Source organism: Streptomyces sp. NPDC014734 (genome assembly GCF_043083325.1).
Lineage (GTDB): Bacteria > Actinomycetota > Actinomycetes > Streptomycetales > Streptomycetaceae > Streptomyces.
On the sequence record NZ_JBIBYN010000008.1, the window covers coordinates 35,771 to 58,533 of the forward strand.

At 71.4% G+C, this 22,763-nt stretch carries 19 protein-coding genes; 8 read left to right on the plus strand and 11 right to left on the minus strand.

The window, feature by feature from the left end; all coding sequences use genetic code 11:
• Positions 1-18 precede the first annotated feature (18 nt).
• Both ACF1CT_RS15085 and ACF1CT_RS15090 read right to left on the minus strand, forming a co-directional pair.
• Complete coding sequence (locus ACF1CT_RS15085; protein ID WP_391784256.1) at positions 19-951, minus strand: hypothetical protein; 933 nt, start codon at positions 949-951, stop codon at positions 19-21.
• Positions 952-955: 4 nt separating this feature from the next.
• On the minus strand, positions 956-1,624 hold the full coding sequence (locus tag ACF1CT_RS15090; RefSeq protein ID WP_391784257.1) for a papain-like cysteine protease family protein: 669 nt from the start codon (positions 1,622-1,624) through the stop codon (positions 956-958).
• Between the two features lie 233 nt (positions 1,625-1,857).
• Between ACF1CT_RS15090 and ACF1CT_RS15095 the strand changes: the two genes are divergently transcribed.
• Positions 1,858-2,784, plus strand: a complete 927-nt coding sequence (locus tag ACF1CT_RS15095) for a hypothetical protein (RefSeq protein WP_391784258.1) — start codon at positions 1,858-1,860, stop codon at positions 2,782-2,784.
• Between the two features lie 161 nt (positions 2,785-2,945).
• On the opposite strand, the gene ACF1CT_RS15100 is transcribed toward ACF1CT_RS15095, so the two are convergent.
• The gene (locus tag ACF1CT_RS15100; protein WP_391784259.1) at positions 2,946-3,374 is read right to left on the minus strand and encodes a Rieske (2Fe-2S) protein; all 429 of its coding nucleotides are present in this window, start codon (positions 3,372-3,374) and stop codon (positions 2,946-2,948) included.
• 436 nt (positions 3,375-3,810) lie between these two features.
• A complete protein-coding gene (gene uvrA, locus ACF1CT_RS15105) occupies positions 3,811-6,870 on the minus strand; it encodes an excinuclease ABC subunit UvrA (protein WP_391784260.1) in 3,060 nt (1,019 codons plus the stop codon).
• A 174-nt stretch (positions 6,871-7,044) separates the two neighbouring features.
• On the opposite strand from uvrA, the gene ACF1CT_RS15110 reads away from it, so the two are divergent.
• Positions 7,045-7,734, plus strand: a complete 690-nt coding sequence (locus tag ACF1CT_RS15110) for a maleylpyruvate isomerase family mycothiol-dependent enzyme (protein ID WP_391784261.1) — start codon at positions 7,045-7,047, stop codon at positions 7,732-7,734.
• A 38-nt stretch (positions 7,735-7,772) separates the two neighbouring features.
• On the plus strand, positions 7,773-8,429 hold the full coding sequence (locus tag ACF1CT_RS15115; protein WP_391784262.1) for an MBL fold metallo-hydrolase: 657 nt from the start codon (positions 7,773-7,775) through the stop codon (positions 8,427-8,429).
• Positions 8,430-8,518: 89 nt separating this feature from the next.
• Here the strand turns inward: ACF1CT_RS15115 and ACF1CT_RS15120 are convergent, their stop codons facing one another.
• The 5 genes from ACF1CT_RS15120 to ACF1CT_RS15140 all read right to left on the minus strand — a co-directional run bounded on the left by ACF1CT_RS15120 (position 8,519) and on the right by ACF1CT_RS15140 (position 15,736).
• Positions 8,519-9,523, minus strand: a complete 1,005-nt coding sequence (locus ACF1CT_RS15120) for a TerC family protein (protein WP_391784263.1) — start codon at positions 9,521-9,523, stop codon at positions 8,519-8,521.
• Positions 9,524-9,827: 304 nt separating this feature from the next.
• Positions 9,828-11,768: a TerD family protein gene (locus ACF1CT_RS15125; protein WP_391784264.1), complete on the minus strand. Its 1,941-nt coding sequence runs from the start codon at positions 11,766-11,768 to the stop codon at positions 9,828-9,830.
• Positions 11,769-11,942: 174 nt separating this feature from the next.
• Positions 11,943-12,521, minus strand: coding sequence for a TerD family protein (locus tag ACF1CT_RS15130; RefSeq protein ID WP_391784265.1), 579 nt, complete (start codon positions 12,519-12,521; stop codon positions 11,943-11,945).
• A gap of 132 nt (positions 12,522-12,653) precedes the next feature.
• Positions 12,654-14,768, minus strand: coding sequence for an excinuclease ABC subunit UvrB (gene uvrB, locus ACF1CT_RS15135; RefSeq protein WP_391784266.1), 2,115 nt, complete (start codon positions 14,766-14,768; stop codon positions 12,654-12,656).
• Positions 14,769-14,851: 83 nt separating this feature from the next.
• The gene (locus ACF1CT_RS15140; protein ID WP_391784267.1) at positions 14,852-15,736 is read right to left on the minus strand and encodes an MHYT domain-containing protein; all 885 of its coding nucleotides are present in this window, start codon (positions 15,734-15,736) and stop codon (positions 14,852-14,854) included.
• A 214-nt stretch (positions 15,737-15,950) separates the two neighbouring features.
• Between ACF1CT_RS15140 and ACF1CT_RS15145 the strand changes: the two genes are divergently transcribed.
• The 3 genes from ACF1CT_RS15145 to ACF1CT_RS15155 all read left to right on the plus strand — a co-directional run bounded on the left by ACF1CT_RS15145 (position 15,951) and on the right by ACF1CT_RS15155 (position 19,065).
• Positions 15,951-16,919 (plus strand): glycerophosphodiester phosphodiesterase, encoded by a 969-nt coding sequence (locus ACF1CT_RS15145; RefSeq protein ID WP_391784268.1) that lies wholly within the window; start codon positions 15,951-15,953, stop codon positions 16,917-16,919.
• 58 nt (positions 16,920-16,977) lie between these two features.
• A complete protein-coding gene (locus tag ACF1CT_RS15150) occupies positions 16,978-17,520 on the plus strand; it encodes a methylated-DNA--[protein]-cysteine S-methyltransferase (RefSeq protein WP_391784269.1) in 543 nt (180 codons plus the stop codon).
• Positions 17,521-17,709: 189 nt separating this feature from the next.
• A complete protein-coding gene (locus tag ACF1CT_RS15155; protein ID WP_391784270.1) occupies positions 17,710-19,065 on the plus strand; it encodes an MFS transporter in 1,356 nt (451 codons plus the stop codon).
• A 31-nt stretch (positions 19,066-19,096) separates the two neighbouring features.
• Here the strand turns inward: ACF1CT_RS15155 and ACF1CT_RS15160 are convergent, their stop codons facing one another.
• Complete coding sequence (locus tag ACF1CT_RS15160) at positions 19,097-19,459, minus strand: cupin domain-containing protein (RefSeq protein ID WP_391784271.1); 363 nt, start codon at positions 19,457-19,459, stop codon at positions 19,097-19,099.
• 119 nt (positions 19,460-19,578) lie between these two features.
• Here ACF1CT_RS15160 and ACF1CT_RS15165 point away from each other — a divergent pair, with 119 nt between their 5' ends.
• Both ACF1CT_RS15165 and ACF1CT_RS15170 read left to right on the plus strand, forming a co-directional pair.
• A complete protein-coding gene (locus ACF1CT_RS15165; protein WP_391784272.1) occupies positions 19,579-20,580 on the plus strand; it encodes a pseudouridine-5'-phosphate glycosidase in 1,002 nt (333 codons plus the stop codon).
• 161 nt (positions 20,581-20,741) lie between these two features.
• The gene (locus tag ACF1CT_RS15170; RefSeq protein ID WP_391784487.1) at positions 20,742-21,689 is read left to right on the plus strand and encodes a carbohydrate kinase family protein; all 948 of its coding nucleotides are present in this window, start codon (positions 20,742-20,744) and stop codon (positions 21,687-21,689) included.
• A 346-nt stretch (positions 21,690-22,035) separates the two neighbouring features.
• Here the strand turns inward: ACF1CT_RS15170 and ACF1CT_RS15175 are convergent, their stop codons facing one another.
• Entirely contained in the window at positions 22,036-22,680 is a 645-nt protein-coding gene (locus ACF1CT_RS15175) for a uridine kinase (RefSeq protein ID WP_391784273.1), read from the minus strand.
• Positions 22,681-22,763: the final 83 nt, after the last annotated feature.

Consider the following 22,763-nt stretch of genomic DNA (forward strand, 5'->3'; position numbering starts at 1 on the left):
GGAGGAGCGGGTGTCAGGTCACGGGTTTCGCCGGTGACGGCGGTTGCGCAGGAGCGTGACGCCGCCGAGGGCGAGTACGGCGAGGGCGCCCGTTCCGGCGACGGCCGACGTGACGGTCGGGGCCGGTCCGGAGGCGGCGCCCGCGACGGCCGGCCCCTGGGGCGCGACGCCGCCCTTTTCCGGGGCCGCGGCGGACGGCTCGTAACCGCCCGCCCGGCCCGAGCGGGCGTATCCGGAGCCGGGGAGCTTGTCGCCGTAGGCCCGCTGCACCCGTGCGCGGTAGGCGGCCAGTGTGGTGCCGCGGGCACCCACCGCGCGGACCGCGTCCTGGTCCAGCGGGAGCACCGTGGTGCCCTTCTGCACGTACCAGGCGTCGATCTGGGGTTCGCGGAAGACCGTTCCGCCGGGGAGTCTGCGCGTGCCCTCGGCGGTGTACCGCGTCTCGTCGTCGCCGGTGGCGATGTTCACCACCTGCCAGACACCGTCCTTCCCCTCCTTCGGGACGGTCCACAGGGAGGCCTTCCGGCCGTCCGGGGAGACGGCCGTGGTGGCGAGGTAGTCCAGCCTGGCGACGGGAGCTCCCGGCTTCCCGGCGACGAAGTCCGGATCGAGGCTGCGGACGGGAACGGTGGCGCCCTCGACGCGCGGCGCGGCCGACGTCCGGGCGACCGCACCGTCCCGCGCGAAGAACCGGGACAGGGTGTCCAGGGTCGCGGGGGCGCCCGCCGCCCGGTGGGCGGCGGCCAGGGCGGCCGGGTCCGCGCCGGGGCCGGTGGCCGCGACCGCCTGCGGGGCGGTGACGGTGAGCAGGGTCGCCCCCGCCAGCACACCGGCGGCGGCCACGCCGGCGGCCACGGACCGGGTGGTGCGTGTGGACCGGGCGGTGCGTGTGGACCGGGCGGTGCGTGTGGACCGGGCGTTTCCGGCGGTGCGGGCGTTCTTGGAGATCATGTCGTCACGCCCCGATCCGGTAGAGCGAGTGGGTCCAGGAGAACTCGTAGTTGTTCACGTACCAGTCGTGCGAGGCCCAGTTGTAGCGGTTGTTGGAGGGCCAGGGGTCGCCCCAGTAGACCAGGCTGTCGGCATCGTCGTACCCGTACAGGACATGCATGTGACCGCCGCCCGACGACCACTGGATGCGGGTCTCCACAGGACGTCCCGCGGCTATCTCGGCCTGGACCGTGGGGTAGCGCAGCCAGCCGGTGACGTAGGAACCGGGGCTGATGCCGGCCCAGCGCAGGCCGCTCTGGACATTGGCGAGGTTGGCCTGCGAGTTGGGGCACTCGTAGCCCTGGGCGCGTCCGAAGGCCGCGTTGCAGAACTCGTTCTGCGAGTAGGAGCGGCCGAACCAGGTGGCGATGGTGTTGCCGGACGCCGCCCAGCACCAGTTGGTCTTCTGCTGGGCCTGCATGGTGATGTTCAGGCGTCGGGCGGCGGCGATGCCCGCGGGGGCGGTGACCGCGGCGTCCCGGGCCGCGGCCGCGCTGGTGACGGGGGCCGGGGTGGTGGGGGTCCGGGTCGCCGACGCGGTCGCCGACGGTGCGGCGAACAGGACGGCGAAGAGGACGGCGGCGAGGACGGCGGCGAGCGGATGCCGTCCCGGCCGGATTCTCGGATAGCGCATTGCGTTCCTCCCAATGCGGCGGGGGTGGGTGAATCGGAGGAGCGCGTCCGGACGCTGTTCGAGGAGCATCAACCGTTGTCGGGAAGGGGTCAACACGCTTCAATGCGGGGGAACATCGCGGTGTGAACGGCGTGGCGGACACGTGAACGGAACTCCGTCCGCCACCTGCGCCACCACGCCGGTCGACGCGACCCCGCCGCCCCGATCCCGTGAACGTTCACCTGGAGGACCTCATGCAGCACACCGGGCCCGAACTGGCGCAGGTGCTGCACACCGGCCCGTTCCATCTGGCGCTGCGCACCGCGCTGTCCGTACGCGGGCTGCCGCTCCAGCGGGTGCAGCACCACCTCGCACACCGCGGGATCAAGGTCGGGGTGACCAGCCTGAGCTACTGGCAGCAGGGGGCCAGGCGCCCGCAGCGCGCCGAGTCCCTGCGGGCCGTGAAGGCGCTGGAGGAGGTGCTCGACCTGCCGGGGAACTCGTTGCTCCGTCTGCTGGAGGCGGACGGTGGGCGGGGGGACGCGGATCGCCCGGCCGGGCGCTCGTACCGCTCCCTGATGGAGGCGTCGGGGGCGGTGGAACGGCTGTTGGCGGGGATGGGATCGCCGGTGGACGGCGGGCTGCACACGGTGGGGCATCACGAACGGGTACGGATCGGGTCCGACCGGCAGTTGTGCCGTCGCCGGTCGCAGCATGTGGTGCGCGCGCACCGGGACGGCATCGACCGCTACCTCGCCGTGCACCGCGGCGATCCGGGCTGCGATCCGGCACGCGTGGAGGTGACGGCCGGGGAGAACTGCCGGACGGGGCGGGTCCGCTGGGACCTGGAGACGGGAGTGCTCGTCGCGGAGCTCCTCTTCGACATCCGGCTGGGGGCGGGTGACACGTACCTCTTCGCGTACGGCTTCCACGACGCGACCGGCGGCCCGTGCGGGGAATACGTGCGCGGCTTCAGCTTCGGCGGCGGACAGTACGTGCTGCAGGTGGGCTTCGACGAAGCCGCCCTGCCGGTGCGGTGCCGCAGCTTCTCCCAGGTCTCGGCGGGCGCACCGCGCGGTGCGCGTACGGAGCTCACGCTCACCGGCAGGCACCGGACCGTGCATCTGGTGGAGCAGGGCGTGCGGCCGGGCCTGGTCGGGATCGACTGGGACTGGGCGTGAGGCGTGCCCGGCAGGGACCGACCGGGCGCGGACATCGCGGGCCGGGGCCCGCAGGGGATCACGGGCCGGTCCGGCCGGGGCCTGCGGAGGATCTCGGACCGGTCCCGGCCGGAACCGACGGGGACACGGGGCGGAACGGATGGGTCCGGGGCGACCGGGGCTCAGGCCTCGGGGCCCGCCACGAGCCTTCCGCCCTCGACCCTGACCGGGACCGCGGGCAGCGGCGCGGTCGCCGGGCCCCGCTTCGCCTCACCGGTGGTGACGTCGAAGTGGCTGCCGTGGCAGGGGCAGTTCCCGATGTTGTCCTCGACCTTGTCGAGCACGCAACCCGCGTGGGTGCACTGGGCGCTGAACGCCTTGTACTGGCCCTTGGCGGGGCAGCTGACGACGACTCGCTGCTCGCGGTAGAGCTTGGCGCCGCCGACCGGGACCTCCTCGGGCGCGCCGAGTTCGACGGGGGCGGTGGGCGTCGGCGTCCCGGCGTGACCGAGCTTCGATTCGGTCGAGCAGGCGGCCGCTCCCAGTCCGGCGACGCCGACGAGAGCGGCGCCCTTCAGCACGGTACGGCGGGCGGCGGACTGGCCGGACATGCGGTCTCCACTGGTCGGAGGGGCGGAATTGCGCAGATCGCCGAACGGTTGCGATGCCGGGAGCGCCGGGGACGCGGCGGCGGGTACGGAGCCATCGGTGACAGAACCGACGATACCGGCGGAGATCGAGCGGCCGTCGCGCGGGCCGCCCGAGGACGCTTCTCCCCTGGTCGGGGGCGGCATGCCGACCGGGCACGCGTGGCGGGGACGGCCCGCGCGACGCTCCGCCGTGCCGACGGGAGCCGGTGACCCGCACACCGGACCTCGCCATCGCCCTCCCGTCGACGGCCCCCTTCGCCCGGTGGCCCCCTTCGTGGGGAGCCGCCGGGCGTACGGACCCGTCTGTGAGAGCGACGCCCGGTCCGCGGGCGGTGCCCCTCGGACCGGGCGTCGTACACGCACCGGGTGTCGTGCACACATCGACGGATCGACGGCCTCAGGCCTTGCGCGCGCGGGCCGTCTTCTTCGCCGTGGCCGTGGCGGGCTTGGCCGTGGCGGGCTTGGCCGTCGTGGCGGGCTTGGCGGCCCGTCCCGCAGCCGTCCTGGCCGAGGCGGTCTTCCTGGCCGGAGCCGCCTTGGCGGCGACCGCCTTCTTCGCCGCGGCCTTCCGCACCGGCTTGCGGGCCGCGGGCACGGTGGCCTCACTCACCCGGTCCGGGTCCAGAACGTCCTGGAGGAACTTGCCGGTATGGCTGGCCGGAACCGCGGCAACCTGCTCCGGGGTGCCCTCGGCGACCACCAGACCACCGCCGTTGCCCCCCTCGGGGCCCATGTCCACGACCCAGTCGGCGGTCTTGATCACATCGAGGTTGTGCTCGATGACGATCACCGAGTTGCCCTTGTCGACCAGCCCGGAGAGCACCTTGATGAGCTTGCTGATGTCCTCGAAGTGCAGGCCGGTGGTCGGCTCGTCCAGGACGTAGACCGTGCGGCCGGTGGAGCGCTTCTGCAGTTCGCTCGCCAGCTTCACCCGCTGTGCCTCACCGCCGGAGAGCGTCGGCGCGGACTGGCCGAGCCGCACGTATCCGAGACCGACCTCGTTGAGGGTGCGCAGGTGGCGGGCGATCGTCGGAACGGCCTCGAAGAACTCCAGGCCCTCCTCGATCGGCATGTCCAGCACCTCGGCGATGGACTTGCCCTTGTAGTGGACCTCCAGGGTCTCCCGGTTGTAACGCGCGCCGTGGCAGACCTCGCACGGGACGTACACATCGGGCAGGAAGTTCATCTCGATCTTGATCGTGCCGTCGCCGGAGCAGTTCTCGCAGCGGCCGCCCTTGACGTTGAAGGAGAAGCGGCCCGGCAGGTAGCCGCGGACCTTCGCCTCCATCGTCTCCGCGAACAGCTTGCGGACGTGGTCGAAGACGCCGGTGTACGTGGCCGGGTTGGACCGGGGCGTGCGGCCGATGGGCGACTGGTCGACGTGCACCACCTTGTCGACCTGGTCGTCGCCGTCGACCCGGGTGTGCCGGCCGGGGACCGACTTGGCGCCGTTCAGCTCGCGCGCCAGGTGGGTGTAGAGGATGTCGTTGACCAGCGTCGACTTTCCTGAACCCGAGACGCCCGTGACGGCCGTGAGCACGCCGAGCGGGAAGGAGACGTCGATGTCCTGGAGGTTGTTCTCCCGGGCGCCGTGCACCGTGAGGCTGCGCGACGGATCGACGGGACGCCGCACGACGGGCGTAGCGATCGACTTCTTGCCGTTCAGGTACTGGCCGGTGATCGACTCGTCGTTGGCCAACAGCTCCTTCAGCGATCCGGAGTGGACCACCTTCCCGCCGTGCTCACCGGCGCCGGGGCCGATGTCCACCACCCAGTCGGCGACCTTGATGGTGTCCTCGTCGTGCTCGACGACGATGAGCGTGTTGCCCATGTCACGGAGCCGGACCAGGGTCTCGATCAGCCGGTGGTTGTCCCGCTGGTGCAGACCGATGGACGGCTCGTCCAGTACGTACAGCACGCCGACCAGACCGGAGCCGATCTGCGTGGCCAGCCGGATGCGCTGTGCCTCGCCGCCGGAGAGGGTGCCCGCCGCGCGGTTCAGCGAGAGGTAGTCGAGACCGACGTCGACAAGGAACCTCAGCCGCTCGTTGACCTCCTTCAGCACCCGCTCGGCGATCTTCTTGTCGCGGGCGTTCAGCTTCATCCGGCCGAGGAAGTCCGCGCATTCACTGATCGACATCGCGGAGACCTCGGCGATGGACTTGTCCATCACCGTCACCTCCAGGACGATCGGCTTGAGGCGGGTTCCCTCGCAGGTCGGGCAGGGCACCTCGCGCATGTACCCCTCGAAGCGCTCCCGGCTGGAGTCGCTCTCGGCCTCGGAGTGGCGCCGCTTGACGAACTGCACCGCGCCCTCGAAGGCGGGGGTGGTGTACGCACGCTCGCGCCCGTAGCGGTTGCGGTAGCGGACCTCGGTCTGGATCTTGTGGCCGTGCAGCAGGGCCTTCTTGGCGCGCTGCGGCAGACCGGCCCACGGGATGTCCGTGCGGAAACCGAGGGCCTTGGCGAGGGCGCCGATCAGCCTGCCGAAATACTCCTTGGTGTGGCCGTGCGACCAGGGGTGGATCGCGCCCTCGTCCAGCGACTTCTCCTCGTCGGGGACGACCAGCTCCGGATCGACCTCCATCCGCGTGCCGATGCCCGTGCAGTCGGGGCAGGCGCCGAAGGGCGAGTTGAAGGAGAAGGAGCGCGGCTCCAGCTCCTCGAAGGAGAGGTCGTCGTACGGGCAGTAGAGGTGCTCGGAGTACATCCGCTCGCGCTCGGGGTCGTCCTCGGGGAGGTCGACGAAGTCGAGCACGACCATGCCCCCGGAGAGCCCGAGGGCGGTCTCGACCGAGTCGGTCAGCCGGCGCTTGGCACTGTCCTTCACCGTGAGGCGGTCGATGACCACCTCGATGGTGTGCTTCTCCTGCTTCTTCAGCGTGGGCGGCTCGGAGAGGTGGACGGTCTCGCCGTCGACCCGGGCCCGGCTGTAGCCCTTGGTCTGCAGATCGGCGAAGAGATCGACGAACTCGCCCTTGCGCTCGCGCACCAGCGGCGAGAGCACCTGGAACCGGCTGCCCTCGGGAAGGCCCAGCACCTTGTCCACGATGGCCTGCGGCGACTGACGCGAAATGGGCCTGCCGCACTCGGGGCAGTGCGGCTTGCCGATCCGGGCGAAGAGGAGCCGGAGGTAGTCGTACACCTCGGTGATGGTGCCGACCGTCGAGCGCGGGTTGCGCGAGGTCGACTTCTGGTCGATGGAGACGGCGGGCGACAGGCCCTCGATGAAGTCGACGTCCGGCTTGTCCATCTGGCCGAGGAACTGGCGGGCGTACGAGGAGAGTGACTCCACGTAGCGCCGCTGGCCCTCGGCGAAGATCGTGTCGAAGGCGAGGGACGACTTGCCCGACCCGGAAAGCCCGGTGAAGACGATGAGGGAGTCGCGGGGGAGGTCGAGCGAGACGTTCCTGAGGTTGTGCTCACGAGCGCCACGAACGATGAGACGGTCGGCCACGCCGGTCCGCACCTTTCTTAGGAGAAGTGGGGGAACTGAGCCCCTGTCCCAGGGTATGGGGGGCGCCACAGCGATGTACGAAGCTTCGGCTCCGAGCGTATAGCACGCACATTCGATTTATGGACGGTCACCGTCTCCTTCACCCGAATGAGTGGCGGGGCTACGCTCGGCCCCATGATTGATCATGCGCACGACCTGGACGCCCTACGTGAAGCGACCGACCGGCTGCTCGGTGCCACGCAGAAATTGGACGACGCCGCCTTCGCCGCGCCGTCCCGCCTGCCGGGCTGGAGCCGCGGTCATGTGGTCGCGCACCTCTCTCGTAACGCCGACGCGCTCGTAAATGTTCTCCGGGACCGCCCCATGTACGCAGACAGCGAAACCCGGGACCGCGACATCGAGCGCGGGGCACCGCGGCCGAGCGCCGAGCAGCTCGCCGACCTCGCCGACAGCGCGGCCCGCCTCATGGAGGCCGCCTCGGTCCCTGCCGACTGGTCGCGGACGGTCACGTTGCGCAACGGTGTCACGGATTCCGCCTCGCGGATTCCGTTCCGTCGCCGCGTCGAGGTCGAGCTGCACCACGTCGACCTGGGGATCGGCTACGAGCTGGAGGACCTCCCCGACGAGTTCGCCGGCCGGGAGATCGCCTTCCTCGCCGAACGGTTCGCCGGGCACCCCGACGTCGTGGCCACGGAGCTCACCGCGGACGACGGCCGGTCCTGGAGCACGGGCGGCGGCGCCGGGGGCGCGACGGCCGTGGTCCGCGGGACCGCGACCGAGCTGCTCGGCTGGCTCTGCGGCCGCCGCGACGGATCGGCGCTGACCGTCGGAGGCGGGACCCTCCCCGTACTGCCCCCGCTGTAGCCCTTTCCCCCGCACCGCCCCGCTATAGGCTGAGCCCCATGACGTACAGCGGAGCGGTCAAGGTCGGCGGACGCGCGGATGTGCACGAGTTGACGGATCTGATGATTTCCAAGGTCGCCGTCGGCCCGATGGACAACAACGCCTACCTGCTGCGCTGCCGGGCCACCGGCGAGCAGCTCCTGATCGACGCGGCCAACGAGGCCGGGACCCTGCTGCGGCTGATCGGTGACGACGGCATCGCCTCCGTCGTCACCACGCACCGGCACGGCGACCACTGGCAGGCGCTCGGCGAGGTGGTCGCGGCCACCGGTGCCCGTACGTTCGCCGGACGTCACGACGCGGAGGGCATCCCGGTCCCGACCGATGTCCTGGTCGACGACGACGACACGATCCGGGTGGGCCGCGTCACCCTGACCGCCCGTCATCTCGTCGGGCACACCCCGGGGTCCATCGCGCTGGTCTACGACGACCCGCACGGGGCTCCGCACCTGTTCACCGGGGACTGCCTCTTCCCCGGCGGGGTCGGCAACACCCACAAGGATCCCGGGGCATTCGCGAGTCTGCTGCACGACGTGGAGACGAAGCTCTTCGACCGGCTGCCGGACGAGACCTGGGTCTACCCGGGCCACGGCCGCGACACCACGCTCGGCGACGAGCGCCCGCAACTGCCGCAGTGGCGCGCACGCGGTTGGTGACGGCGGCGACGCCCCTCCCGCCGGAGGCGTGATCCCCCGTAGGCCGGGGCGGGCGACGTCCGGTCGCCCGCCCCGGCCTGCGTCCGCGATCAGCCGTCGAGCCCCGCCCCCGCACCCGCGGTGCTGTCCGACTTCTCGGCCGCCTCGGCCCGCTTCCGCCTCCGTTCGGCGATCAGGCTGGTGATCGTGGTGATGACCAGGACACCGCAGATGACGCCCAGCGAGACCGGTATGGAGATCTCGGGAACGCGCACCCCGGACTCGTGCAGCGCGTGCAGCACCAGCTTCACACCGATGAAGCCGAGGATGACCGAGAGACCGTAGCTGAGGTGGACCAGCTTCTTCAGCAGGCCGCCGATCAGGAAGTACAGCTGCCGCAGTCCCATCAGCGCGAAGGCGTTGGCGGTGAACACGATGTACGGATCCTGGGTCAGGCCGAAGATCGCGGGGATGGAGTCCAGGGCGAACAGCACGTCGGTGGTACCTATGGCGAGCATGACGACCATCAACGGTGTCAGGACGCGCTTGCCGTTGGTACGGATGAAGAGCTTGGTGCCGTGGTACCGGTCGGCGACTCCGAAGCGGCGCTCGATCGACTTGAGCAGACGGTTCTCCTCGAACTCCTCCTCTTCCTCGCCGGCCCGCGCCTCCTGGACGAGCTTCCAGGCGGTGAAGATCAGGAAGGCGCCGAAGATGTAGAAGACCCACGAGAAGTTGGCGATGACGGCGGCGCCCGCGGCGATGAAGACCGCCCGCAGCACCAGCGCGATCAGCACACCGACGAGCAGCACCCGCTGCTGGAGGTGGGAGGGAACCGAGAACTTCGCCATGATCAGGACGAAGACGAAGAGGTTGTCCACACTGAGCGACTTCTCCGTGATGAAGCCCGCGAAGAACTCGCCCGACGCCTGGCTCTCCCCGAAGACCAGCAGCCCGAGGCCGAAGAGCGCGGCCAGGGTGATCCAGACGACCGTCCAGATCCCGGCTTCCTTGGTCGACACGTCATGGGGCTTGCGCCCGATGAAGAAGTCGACGGCGATGAGGGCTGACAGACCAAGAATGGTCAGCACCCAGAGGGTCCATGAAACGTCCACTGCGCCTCCGGCAGTTCGCTACGGCTACTGATCAGCGTCGTCGCTGCCGGAGGTCTCCTCCACCCGGACGCGCACGCCGCGCGTCGCGGGCCGACGCCCCGGGACCGGTCACGGTCCGTACTGACGGGAACGCCGCCTGTGGGAGTACTCCCCTCCGCCCAAAAAACAGTACAGGAATAACCAAGGGAAGGTAAAGGGATGGGTAAAGGCTCATCAAAAGCCCAGGTGGGAGGGGTGTGAGGCACCCCGTGGTCTTACCGCCGGGGCGTGCGGCGTCCCCGGTGGTCCCACCGCGACGGGACCGTCAGTGGCGTCCGGTGCGGCGGGCCGCGGCCACCTCGGCGAGCACGTCGTCGAGCACCCCGCTGCCCGGCACCACCGTGAGCGGCTCGTACGTCCAGGCGTGCCCCACCCAGGGATCGGCGAGATGGTCGTCGGCGACGGGGGTGATCCGGAGCAGCGAACGCCACAACGGATCGAGCACCGGGCCGTAGGCCGAGGCGTCCTCGCGGTCCGCGACCATCAGCAGATGGACACCGACCGAGGGCCCCTCGTCGGCGAGGTAGCGCAGCTGGGTGACGGCCCGGTCGTCGAAGCCGTGCGGGAAGTCGTTGACGATCAGCAGGTGCTGGCCCGTGTCCACGTCCGGCGGCAACGAGTCGGCGGCGTCCGCCCGGATCGCCATCTGAACCAGATCGACCCGCCGGGTGAGCCGGGTGAGCACCGAGGCCACTCCGGCGGCCCCGGCGGCGGGCGGCTCGGCGAGGGTGCCCGAGCGGACCAGCGGGGCGAGTGCTCCGGCCGCCGAGCCGGCCGGGTCGATGACGTGGACGGAGAACTCGCCCGCCGGGTACACGGCAAGCAGCCGGGCCGCGTGCAGGACCGCGCTCTCCATGGCCAGGCGGCGCAGTTGGGAGGCGTCCGTCAGGGCCGCCGCGTCGGATGACGTGCGGCCGCCGTCGACCCATATGCCGCGCTCCAGCGGGAGCCTGACCAGCAACGGGATGCGCAGGCCGGTGGCCTCGGGGAGGTGGACGTCACCGATCCGCAGTGCCATGGGAATTTCCGTCGGGACGCGATAGGCGTGCCAGACGGGGTTGTCCCACCGCGCGTACGCGGCGGGGAGCGCGGGTTCCACCACCGCGGACTCGGCGGTGAGCTGCGCGAGGTCGCGGTCGAGTGCCTCCCGTGCCCGGGAGGCGAGTTCGTCGCGCTTGGCGCGGGCCTGTTCGCGGGCTCGGTCCCCGGCACCGCCGATCCGGTTGCGCGGGTCGGACAGGGTCCTGTCGAGTTCCTGGCCCATGCGGGACTCGGCGAATTCGACGGCGCTGCGGTACGCGGCGGTGGTGCGGGCCAGGTCCTCGAACATGCCCCAGATCTGGTTGTAGAGGCGCTCCTCCATGGACCAGCCGGCGGCGTCCCCGGCGACGGGCCGGGCCGGACGGCCGGGCTCGGCGGGCGGGGCGGCGGGGGGAGGCGGGGGCGCGGAGGTCCGGCGGCGCGGGTGCGTGTAGTCGACGGGACCGCCCGGGATCCGCGGGGCCGTGGGCTCGGCGAGCGGCTCCTGGGCCGGGACGGCCGTCGGCGGGACGGTGGGGGGCGGCGGGGTGTCCGACGGTGGTACGGGGCCCGCGCCGGGACCGACCCGGTCGCCGTCCGGGGTGCGGGGCGGGGGCGGTGCGACCGAACGTGCCGCCGCGAGGGAGACCGCGTCCTGGATGGTGCGGGCCAGCTCGGCCGCCCGGGCCAGGCCCTGATCGGCGAGCAGGGCTGCGAGGCCGCCCGCGTAGCCCTGGCCGACGGCGCGGACCTTCCAGGCACCCTGACGGCGGTAGAGCTCCAGGGCGCAGACCGCGGACTCGGTGTCCAGGCCGGCGAGCGTGAAGGTGGCGATCTCCTCCCCGTCGAGTCCGGTGACGGCGATGTGGGGTGCGGCGGTCGCGCCGAACCGCACCGGGCCGCCGGTACCCGTGGGCAGGGCCAGCAGCACGGTGAGCCGGTGCACCGCGGCGGGCAGCGCGTCGAGGTCCGCGGCGATCCGGTGCTCGGCGGCGGCCTGGCGGGACACTTCGAGCCCCGGCAGCCGGGGCTCCCCCGGGTGGGCGACCCCTTCGACGCCGTGCACGGTGCCGTTCTCGTCGCCGAGCGTGGCACCGGCCACGACGGGCGTACCGGCCGACACCCGGATCTCCAGTCGGCTCTGGGGCAAGGTGTGGTTCTGCCCCCGGACCAGCTCGGCCGTCATTGCCCTGTCCCCCTCGACGCGCTCGGTGCGATGCGCGCAGTGTGCGATGCGGTGTGTGAGTCGTGTGCCGCGTGCGGTCGTGCCGTGCCGCACGGCGCCATGTGCTGCAGCTCCCGGTGGCCGTGGCCTCCGGGAGCTGCGCGTACCTCTGTCGGCCGACCGGCCGGGGCCTGCCTACAGGTGCGGCAGGATCGCCGGCATCAGGTCCTGGAAGGTGCGGCCGTTGGCCGGGTTGCCGAGGGCGGTCATCTGCCATCCGTTCCCCGAACGGTGCACCTTCGCCATGATCTGGGCGGTGTACTGCCCGCCGCCGTCCAGCGTGTAGCGGGCGAGCTCCTGGCCGTTGGTCTCGTCGACGAGCCGGCAGAAGGCGTTCTGCACCTCCTGGAACGTCTGTCCGGTGAAAGAGTTCACCGTGAAGACGATCTGGTCGATGTGGACCGGCACCCGCTGGAGATCGACGAGGATCGACTCGTCGTCGCCGCCCGAACCCGCGCCGCCGACCAGGTTGTCCCCGGTGTGCTTGACCGATCCGTCATCACTGACGAGGTGGCGGAAGAAGACCACGTCGACCGGCTGCTTGTCGGCGAACAGCACCGCCGACGCGTCGAGGTCGATCTCCCGCGTGCGCGATCCGAACAGGCCGCGGCGCGGAGCCGCCTGCCAGCCGAGCCCCATCCGTACCGCGGTCAGGGTCCCCCCGTCGCTCTTCTGCAGGCTGATGGCCTGGCCCTTGGTCATATTGACCGTCACGCGCTGTCCCCTCTCCGCTTGCCCCGCAACCATCCGTGCGCGGTGTTGCCAGCACCCTACGCAGTCCCACCGACAACGCGGCCGCTTGGGGTGTTTTTGTGTCGGTCCTGCAACACACCGACCGGGCGGTGGTCAGGCGAGGCCCGCCTCGCGCATCTGGCGCAGTTCCTTCTTCAGTTCGCCGACCTCGTCGCGCAGCCGGGCCGCCACCTCGAACTGCAGGTCGGCGGCGGCCGCCCGCATCCGGTCGGTCATCTCCTCGATGATTCCCGCGAGTTCGGTGGCGGGACGGTCGGTGACCACCGCGCCGCCCTTCTTCCCGGAGCCCGCCGCCTTGGCGCCCAGTGCGGGGACCGGGGCCTTGGTGCCCTTCGACTGCCGGTAACCGGTGCCGAGGAGCTGCTCGGTGTCGACCTCCTCGCGGGTGATCGTGGCGACGATGTCGTTGATCTTCTTGCGCAACGGCTGCGGATCGAGACCGCGCTCGGTGTTGTAGGCGATCTGCTTCTCGCGGCGGCGGTTGGTCTCGTCGATGGCCTGTTCCATCGCGGGCGTGATCTTGTCCGCGTACATATGGACCTGTCCCGACACGTTGCGGGCGGCGCGTCCGATGGTCTGGATCAGGGACGTCCCCGAACGCAGGAAGCCCTGCTTGTCCGCGTCGAGGATGGCGACGAGCGACACCTCGGGCAGGTCCAGCCCTTCGCGCAGGAGGTTGATGCCGACCAGTACGTCGTATTCGCCCGCGCGCAGCTCGCGCAGCAGCTCGATGCGGCGCAGGGTGTCGACGTCGCTGTGGAGGTAGCGGACCTGGATGCCGAGCTCCAGGAAGTAGTCGGTGAGGTCCTCGGCCATCTTCTTGGTGAGGGTGGTGACCAGGACCCGTTCGTCCTTCTCGGCACGCGTGCGGATCTCGTGCACCAGGTCGTCGATCTGGCCCTCGGTGGGCTTGACGACGACCTCCGGGTCGACGAGGCCGGTGGGCCGGATGATCTGTTCCACGAAGCCGTCGCCGCGGGACAGCTCGTACGTTCCGGGCGTGGCCGAGAGGTAGACGGTCTGGTTGATCCGGCCCAGGAACTCCTCCCACTTCAGCGGGCGGTTGTCGAGGGCGGAGGGCAGCCGGAAGCCGTGGTCGACGAGGGTCCGCTTGCGGGAGGCGTCGCCCTCGTACATGGCTCCGATCTGCGGAACGGTGACGTGCGACTCGTCGAGGACGAGGAGGAAGTCCTCGGGGAAGTAGTCGAGAAGGGTGTTGGGGGCGGTGCCGGGCGACCGGCCGTCGAAGTGCATCGAGTAGTTCTCGACGCCGGAGCAGGTGCCGATCTGCCGGAGCATCTCGATGTCGTACGTGGTACGCATCCGCAGACGCTGGGCCTCCAGCATCTTGCCCTGTTTCTCCAGCTCGGCGAGACGCTGCTCCAGCTCCTGCTCGATGCCGTTGACCGCCTTCTCCATGCGCTCCGGGCCGGCGACGTAGTGGCTGGCGGGGAAGACGTGGAGGGACTGGTCCTCGCTGATCACCTCACCGGTGAGGGGGTGGAGGGTGGAGAGGGCCTCGATCTCGTCGCCGAACATCTCGATGCGGACGGCGAGCTCCTCGTAGACCGGGAAGATCTCGATGGTGTCGCCGCGGACCCGGAAGGTGCCGCGGGTGAACGCGAGGTCGTTGCGGCTGTACTGGATCTCGACGAAACGGCGCAGCAGCGCGTCGCGGTCGATCTCGTCGCCGACATCGAGCCGGACCATCCGGTCCACGTACTCCTGGGGCGTACCGAGGCCGTAGATGCAGGAGACGGAGGCGACCACCACGACATCGCGGCGGGTGAGCAGCGAATTCGTCGCGGAGTGGCGCAGCCGCTCGACCTCCTCGTTGATCGAGGAGTCCTTCTCGATGTACGTGTCCGACTGGGGGACGTACGCCTCGGGCTGGTAGTAGTCGTAGTACGAGACGAAGTACTCGACGGCGTTGTTGGGCAGGAGCTCGCGGAACTCGTTCGCGAGCTGGGCCGCGAGGGTCTTGTTCGGCGCCATCACGAGGGTGGGCCGCTGTAGTTTCTCGATCATCCACGCGGTGGTGGCCGACTTGCCGGTGCCGGTCGCGCCGAGCAGCACGACGTCCTTCTCATCCGCGCGGATGCGCCGCTCCAGCTCGGCGATGGCCGCGGGCTGGTCGCCGCTGGGCTGGTAGGGGCTGACGACCTCGAAAGGCGCCACCGAACGTTCGATCTTCGAAACGGGCCGCATGAAACCACCGTACGACCCACCACCGACAACCGGGCGGGATCACGCGTCGTCCCGTGCCGGACCGGGCCTCCGGACCGGCGGGATCACCATTCCCCGGGGGGCGCGGGATCGCGCGGGCGGGAGTGGAACGACGCCGGGTCGGCGTGCGTGCCGAAGCTCGGGACCTGGCGCGGGGCCGGAACCCCGGGGAGCCGTCCCGTGCCCGCCGTCGCGCCGTCGCTCCAGTCCGGAGTCCCCAGGACCATCAGGGGGTCGAACATCACCACCACGGCGGCGAGGAGCAGGAAGCAGCCGGGGCCGATCAACAGGGGCAGGAGGGAGTCTCCCGGCTCCCCGGTCGCCGCGTTGTCGGCGAGGGCTCCGGGGTGCAGGTGGACACTGAGCGCCGCCATGGCCGTGTAGTGCATGCCGCTCACGGCGACCCCCATGACGACACTGGCGCCGAGGCTGGGCAGGAAGCCCCGGATCGAGACGGCCGCCCAGAGCGCGGTGGTGGCCGCCACCACGGCGATCACCACGGAGAGTGCCACGGTGAGCGTGTCGTACTCGAACTGCCCCTCCAGCCGCATTCCGGCCATGCCGAGGTAGTGCATGGTGGCGATGCCGAGCCCGGTGATGGTGCCGCCCGTCACCAGTGCCATCCGGGTGGCGCCCCGGTACCCGATGACGAAGATGCCGACGGCGACCATGCCGATCGCGACCCCGAGTCCGGCGAAGACGATCGGTTTGTCGTAGTCGATCGTCACCCCCTCGATGGTGAAGCCCGTCATCGCGATGAAGTGCATCGTCCATACGCCGGAGCCGATGGAGGTCGCGCCGAGCGCCAGCCAGCCCGCCCTGAAGGAACGTTCGGTGCGCAGCGAACGGGTCGTGCAGCGCAGGCCGAGGGCCGCGCCGAGACAGGCCATGAGGAAGGCCACGACGGGCGTCACCGCCCCGTGGCCGAAACCGTCGATCGTGCCCTGCATGCTGGTACGCCCTTCGCGGAAGCCCGGGTCCGGGGGTGACCCTAAGCCGCGAGGCCCGGCAAACAAACAGAAGAACTGCATTTTATCGACAAGGAAATCGGCCCGTGACCCGGTCTCAGCAGCGGCGTTCACGTTATGGCCACCCTTCGCCCGTCCCTGCCGGGGAGCGGCTGTCACTCTCGGCCCGTCCGTAACTCTGACGCGAGGAGTACACGTGTACGCACGTATCGCAACCGCCGTCGTCGCTGCCGCCGCCATGATGGGTGCCGGCGCCCTGCTGATGTCGATGGCCGACACACAGCCCTCGGACACACACACGGTCGCGGCCGGGCACACGAGTCCGGTCCCGGGCGTCGGGACCGCGAGTGCCCGGACCCCCGGGGCCGGACGGACCCCCGGGGCCGGACGGACCACCCCCGTCGTCCTCGCCCACCGGGGCGCTTCGGCCTACGCCCCGGAGAACACCCTGGCCGCCGTCGACAGGGCCGACGCGCTCGGCTTCGACTGGGTGGAGAACGATGTCCAGCTCACCCGGGACGGTGTGCCGGTGGTCGTGCACGACACCGATCTGAGGCGGACCACCGATGCCGAGCAGGTCTTCCCGGACCGCGCTCCGTGGGCGGTCAAGGACTTCACCGCGGCCGAGATCGCCCGGTTGGACGCGGGCAGCTGGTTCGGTCCGCGGTTCGCGGGTGCCCGGGTGCCCACGCTCGACCGGTACCTGGACCGGATCGAGCACAATGACCAGAAGCTGCTGCTGGAGATCAAGAGCCCGGAGATCTACCCGGGGATCGAGAAGGAGACCCTGCGGGTGCTGCGCGAGAAGGGATGGCTCGACCGCGATCACGTCGAGCACCGGCTCGTCGTCCAGAGCTTCGGCGCGGACAGCGTGAAGAAGGTGCACCAGCAACGTCCGGACGTCACGACCGGCTTCCTCGGGACCCCGGCGGTGGCCGATCTTCCCTCGTACACGGCGTTCACGGACCAGATCAACCCCTCGTACACGTCGGTCTCGACCGACTACGTGAAGGCGGTCCACGCGTTGAAGGGCGCCCACGGGAAGGGACTCCGGGTCAACACCTGGACGGTCGACGACGCGGCGAACGCGGTGAGGGCGGCGGGCTTCGGCGTCGACGGGATCATCACGAACAAGCCCGACGTGGTGCGCGGGGCCACCGGCTGACGCCCCCGCACCGGCGGGCGGGGCGGCCTTGTCAGTGGGCGGCCGTACCGTGGTTCCCGTGAACAGCGATGAGGTTGTCGAGTGGGCCGTCGTGGAGAGCGGCATCGGTCCGCTGCTGCTCGCCGCGACCCGGACGGGGCTGGTGAACGTGGTGTTCCACGCCCGGCCGGAGGTGCGGGAGCGGGCACTCGGGCGCTTGCGGACGCGCCTGGGCGCGGAACCGGTGGAGCGGCCCGGTTCCGCACGGCTGGCCGAGCCGATACGCCGGCTCGGCGAGTATTTCGCGGGCTCGTCGCGGGAGTTCCCGCTGGAGCTCGACTGGTCGCTGACGTCCGGTTTCAACCGCCAGGTCCTGCGTGAACTGGCGACGAGGGTGCCGTACGGGACGGTCGTCGGCTACGGGGAGCTGGCCGCGCGCGTGGGTCAGCCGCGGGCGGCGCAGGCGGTGGGGGCCGCCATGGGTTCCAATCCGCTGCCGGTGGTGGTGCCGTGCCATCGGGTGGTGGAGAGCGACGGCGGACTCGGCGGGTTCGGCGGCGGGCTCGACACCAAGCGGAAGCTGCTGGCGCTGGAAGGCGTGCTGCCGCAGCCGTTGTTCTGATGCGCGGTCGCCGTCGTGCCGACGCGCGGTCGCTGTCGTTCCGATGCGCGGCGACCTCCGTCGCGTTCCGGGCGTCCCCGGCCCTTGCTCCGGTCGGTTGACGTGGTTCCGACCCGCGATCGCCGTCGCGCTCCGGCCAGGCCTCCATCCAATGTTTCGCATCTGTGTGCGGGCTGGCACACTGCGCCGGTGACCAAAGCCCTCGACGCTCCTGACACCCCCGCCGGATCGGGCCGGGCCGCCGTGCGGGTGACGGCGGCCGAACTGCCCGCACTGCGGCGCAGAACATCCGCGGTGCTCATGGCCAGCCAGATACTCGGCGGCCTCGGCGTGCCCATCGGTATCGCCCTGGCTCCGGTCCTGGCCACGGAGGTGAGCGGTTCCGAGGCGTTGTCGGGCCTGGCCCCGACGGCGTCGGTGGCGGGCACCGCGCTGCTCTCGCTGCCACTGGCGGCGCTGATGACCTCGCGCGGCCGACGTCCCGGCCTGGTCCTGGCCTATCTGACCGGCGCGTTCGGCGCCGGGCTCGTCGTCCTGGCCACGCTCGTGGAGAGCTTCCCCCTGCTGCTGCTCGGAATGGCCGGGTTCGGTGCCGGGTCCTCGGCCAATCTGCAGGCCCGTTTCGCCGCCGCGGATCTGGTCGAGCCCGACCGGCGCGGCCGGGCGATCTCCACCGTCATCTGGGCCACGACGATCGGCTCGGTCCTCGGGCCGAACATCGCCGCCCCGGTGGGACGGCTCTTCCGCGGCACGGCGATACCCGAGAACGCGGGCCCGTTCTTCTTCGCGGCCGGGATCTTCCTGCTGTCCGCCCTGCTGGTCGAGGTGCTGCTGCGGCCGGATCCGCTGCTCACCGCACGGGCCCTGGCTCCACAGGGCGACGAAACCCCCGCGAGTCGTTCGCTGCGCGCCGGGGTCGCCGCGGTCCGGGCATCGGCACGGGCGCGACTGGCCCTGGTGACCGTGGCCGTCTCGCACACCGCGATGGTCTCGATCATGGTGATGACCCCGGTCCATCTGGGCCATCACGGCGCCGGGCTCCAACTGGTCGGTCTCGTCATCAGCGGCCACATCGCGGGGATGTACGCGTTCTCCCCGGTGATGGGCTGGCTGTCCGACCGGTTCGGCCGACTGACCGTGATCGGGCTGGCGATCGGGCTGCTCTCCTGCGCCGCGCTGCTGGCCGGCACCGCGGGCGCCGCCCACGGCCGGACGGCGGCGGGCCTGTTCCTGCTCGGACTCGGCTGGTCGGCCGGGCTGGTCGCCGGTTCGGCACTTCTCACCGACTCCGTGCCGCCGCCCGCCCGCGCAGCCGTACAGGGCCTGTCGGACCTGACCATGAACACGGCGGCGGGAGTCGGCGGCGCGGTGGCCGGCCTGATCGTCGCCGGGGCCGGATACGGCTGGCTCAATGCGGCGGGAGCCTGCCTGTTGCTCCCGTTGGCGGCGTCCGCGTTGCGCCGGTCCCTCGCGCGGCCCGCACCGCCCGCACCGCCCGCCGCACCTGACGAGCCTGACGTGCCTGACGCCCGGAACCGCCCCTGAGACCGCGGCAGGCCCTGTCGCCGTGGGGACTTCAGAGGCTGATGTGGTAGGCCTTGCGCAAGGTCTCGTGCACGGTCCACGTCGTACGGTCGCCCTCCCGCAGTACGCAGGCGTCCCCCGGCCCCACCTCCAGCGTCGCCCCTCCCTCGACCGCCACGGTCGCCCGGCCGCTGACGACCACGAACAGTTCGTTGGCCTCCGTGTCGGTGACCACACCGGGCGTGATCTGCCAGATGCCGCGCACCTGCTTTCCGTCGGGCGACTCCCAGAGGACCTTGCCGGTCACGACGGGCTCTCCCGAGATGATCTGCGCGGGGTCGAGCGGTTCGGGTTCGAGTTCCGCGTCCGGGATGTGCACGGCGAACGAGGCGGTATTCCGATCAAGTGTGGTCATGGCCGGTCACCCTAGCGACCGGTTCACGGCGGCTCGACACCAGGACCGGGACATCGCAGGCGGGACGAACGGTCCGGCCACACGTTTGAGGTCCCCGCACCCGCGACATGGATGTGAGCATGTCATTCAATGCGTCGGATGACGCGCATCCCCACGCCCTCGTGCTCTCCACCGAGGTACGGGCGGCCCTCGCCACACACCACCCCGTCGTGGCCCTTGAATCGACGATCATCGCTCACGGTCTGCCGCGCCCCCGCAATCTGAGGGTCGCCGAGGAACTCGAAGGAATCGTGCGGTCCGAGGGCGCGGTGCCGGCCACGATCGCCGTACTCGACGGACGGGCCCGCATCGGCCTGGACAGGGCCGGACTGGAGCGGGTCGCCACGGACCCGGCCATGCGGAAGCTGGGACACCGCGATCTCGCTCCCGCCCTGGCGACGGGCGCGAGCGGGGCGACGACCGTGTCCGCGACGGCGTTCCTGGCCGCCCGTGCCGGCCTGCGCGTCTTCGCGACCGGTGGTCTCGGCGGCGTGCACCGGGAGTGGACACGGACCCAGGACGAGTCGGCGGACCTGCGTCTTCTCGCACGGACCGGCATCACGGTGGTGTGCGCGGGGGTGAAGTCGATCCTGGACGTCCCCGCCACGCTCCAGCGCCTGGAGACCCTCGGTGTCGGGGTGCTGGGCTACGGCACCGGGCGATTCCCCGGTTTCTACCTGCACAGTTCGGGCGAGCCGGTCGACTGGACGGTGCGTACGCCCGAGGAGGTGGCGGAGGTGATGCGGGCCCAGGACGCACTGGGCGGTGCGGATTCCGCGCTGATCGTCGCCAATCCGGTTCCGGTGTCGGAGCAGTTGGACCCGGAGCTGCACGACCGGGTGCTGGCCGAGGCCCTGGACGCGTGCCGGGAGCGCGGGATCGTGGGGCAGTCCGTCACGCCCTTTCTGCTGGAACGGCTGATGCGGCGGACCGCGGGGGCCTCGTTGGAAGCCAATCTGGCGGCCGTCCGGGGAAACGTGTCGCTGGCCGCACGCGTCGCCGGTGCGTGGACGGCGTCCGCGCCGAACGCGGCAGCGCACCCGAACGGCCGGAGCGCGACCTCGCACGACGGCACACGGTGAACGACGTCACGGGACGGTGCGCGGCGAACGGCACCGAAGCCGGGACCGGGACCGGAGCCGAGGACGCCGGGAACCGCGTCGATCCGCGACGCCCGGGCAACGGTGTAGGTCCGCAAGGCCCGAAAGACGTCGTCGCCCAGGAGCGCCCGGAGCACGGCACGGTGCCGGGACCTGCGGCGGACGGGACGCCGTGTGCGCCCGTCGGCCGGTCGACGGGCGGCGGCGGACTGCTCGTCATCGGGGACGTGGTCACGGACGTGGTGGCACGACACGCGACGGCCCTGGTCCGCGGCACGGACACCACCGCCCGGATCCGCACACTGCCGGGCGGAGCGGGCGCCAATGTCGCGTGCTGGGCGGTGCGTTCGGGGTGTCCCGACGTACGGCTGCTGGCCCGGGTCGGCTCCGACAGCGCGGCCTGGCACCGGGACGCGCTGCGGCGCGCGGGGGTGCGCTGCCTGCTGGCCGTGGACGACGAGGCGCCGACGGCCACGGTGGTCGCCCTCGTCGACTCGGGCGCCGAACGCACCTTTCTCACCGACAGCGGTGCGGTGCTGCGCCTCTCCCCCGGCGACTGGTCGCCCTCGATGCTCGACGGGATCGGCCATCTCCATGTCTCCGGATACCTCCTCTTCGCCGCGACGAGCCGGGCCACGGCTCTGCTCGCCCTGCGGGAGGCGCGGCGGCGGCGGATCACCGTGAGTGTCGACCCCGCCTCGGCCGGTTTCCTCGCCGAGACGGGAGTCGATCGCTTCCTGTCGTTCGTGGAGGGCGCCGATCTGCTGCTGCCCAACGAGGACGAGGCGCGGCTGCTCACCGGGGTCTGCGAACCGGTGGACGCCGCGGTCAAGTTGAGTCACCAGGTTCCCCGGGTGGTGGTGACACTCGGCGGCGGCGGAGCCCTGCTGGCTGCCGGAGGCACGGTCACGGCGCGCGCCCCGGCCGTCCCGGTACCGGGTGCGGTGGACTCGACGGGCGCGGGCGACGCGTTCACCGGCGGCTTCCTCGCGGCACGCCTTTCGGGGGCGGACGACGCCTCGGCCCTGGCGGCGGGCTGCCGGTCGGGCGCCGAGGCGGTTGCCCGGGTCGGGGCCCGACCCGGGCCGTGAGGCATCAGGCACACCCTGATGGCGGCTCTTGACGCGTCCCGGTCGCGACGGGCCGTCCCGATCCGGACGCCTCAAGGGCCGCCGGAGACGCCCGTGCCATGTCCCCACCGTCCGCGCCCCGTCCGGCCGCGCCGAGGATCGGCCCGGTCCGCCCGGCACGAGCACTGCCGGCTCGGCCGGGCCCAGGCCGTGTCCGACAGCTCCCCGCGGGCGGGCACCGCCCCGCACGGGCCCTCGCCGCGTTGCCGAAAAGCCCTGGTGGCTCCGCTGCAAGGACTTCCCGGCGTCTTGCGACGCACCGCACAGGACGACGCCCACCGATCCACGCGGGATCGTCGGACACGGCCTAGTGCTCCCGCCACCCGCTCCAGGCGGGCCGCAGCGGGTCGTCGACGCGTACTGCCGCGTCCGCGCGATCGCCCGGCCCCACCTCGCTCTCGTACCGGGCGAAGGCGGGCAGGGTCCACTGCTCGCGCTCCGCGGTGCGCCGCCGCAACGCACCGGGCGACAGCCGCAGGTGAACGCCCAGGTCGAACGGGAACCAGTGCCCCAGCAACAACGGGCCGTACAGCACCAGCACCCCTCCCTCGGGCAGGCACCGGTACGGGCTGCGGGTCGCCCGATCGGTCACGGGGTCCCAGAGGTCGGGCAGCACCCGCCCGCTGCCGCCCGCCTCCAGGGGGCCGAACACCTCGCGCCACAACGCGCCGGTGTCGAACCAGCCGCCGTAGTAGGAGTCGGGGTCCTCCTTGCCGTACTCGTACCGCAGACTCGCCGGCCGCAGAAACCCCTCGACGGACACCACGAGCACCGCGCGCCCCCGAAGACGCAGCGCCTGCGCGACCCGTCCCGCGAACTCTCCGGCAGGGGCTGCCGGAGCCCCGTCGACGGCGACCTTCAGCCAGGATCCGCCGTCGGCCGGTCGCAGTCCGTCGGCTCGTTCCGCGCAGGCCTCGGCCAACCGCTCCCAGGTGATCGCTTCGAATCGCACACGCCCATCATCGCTCCCCAACCGCACGGACCCCCGGACCGCACAGAACTCCCGGACGGCACGGAGCCCCGGGCCGCACAGGC

Coding starts and splice junctions, on each gene's coding strand:
- ACF1CT_RS15125 (WP_391784264.1), bottom strand. CDS start 11,768: ATGACGGCCGAGCTGGTCCGGGGGCAGAACCACACCTTGCCCCAGAGC.
- ACF1CT_RS15095 (WP_391784258.1), top strand. CDS start 1,858: ATGCAGCACACCGGGCCCGAACTGGCGCAGGTGCTGCACACCGGCCCG.
- ACF1CT_RS15160 (WP_391784271.1), bottom strand. CDS start 19,459: ATGACCACACTTGATCGGAATACCGCCTCGTTCGCCGTGCACATCCCG.
- ACF1CT_RS15085 (WP_391784256.1), bottom strand. CDS start 951: ATGATCTCCAAGAACGCCCGCACCGCCGGAAACGCCCGGTCCACACGC.
- ACF1CT_RS15140 (WP_391784267.1), bottom strand. CDS start 15,736: ATGCAGGGCACGATCGACGGTTTCGGCCACGGGGCGGTGACGCCCGTC.
- ACF1CT_RS15115 (WP_391784262.1), top strand. CDS start 7,773: ATGACGTACAGCGGAGCGGTCAAGGTCGGCGGACGCGCGGATGTGCAC.
- ACF1CT_RS15090 (WP_391784257.1), bottom strand. CDS start 1,624: ATGCGCTATCCGAGAATCCGGCCGGGACGGCATCCGCTCGCCGCCGTC.
- uvrB (WP_391784266.1), bottom strand. CDS start 14,768: ATGCGGCCCGTTTCGAAGATCGAACGTTCGGTGGCGCCTTTCGAGGTC.
- ACF1CT_RS15100 (WP_391784259.1), bottom strand. CDS start 3,374: ATGTCCGGCCAGTCCGCCGCCCGCCGTACCGTGCTGAAGGGCGCCGCT.
- ACF1CT_RS15165 (WP_391784272.1), top strand. CDS start 19,579: ATGTCATTCAATGCGTCGGATGACGCGCATCCCCACGCCCTCGTGCTC.
- ACF1CT_RS15110 (WP_391784261.1), top strand. CDS start 7,045: ATGATTGATCATGCGCACGACCTGGACGCCCTACGTGAAGCGACCGAC.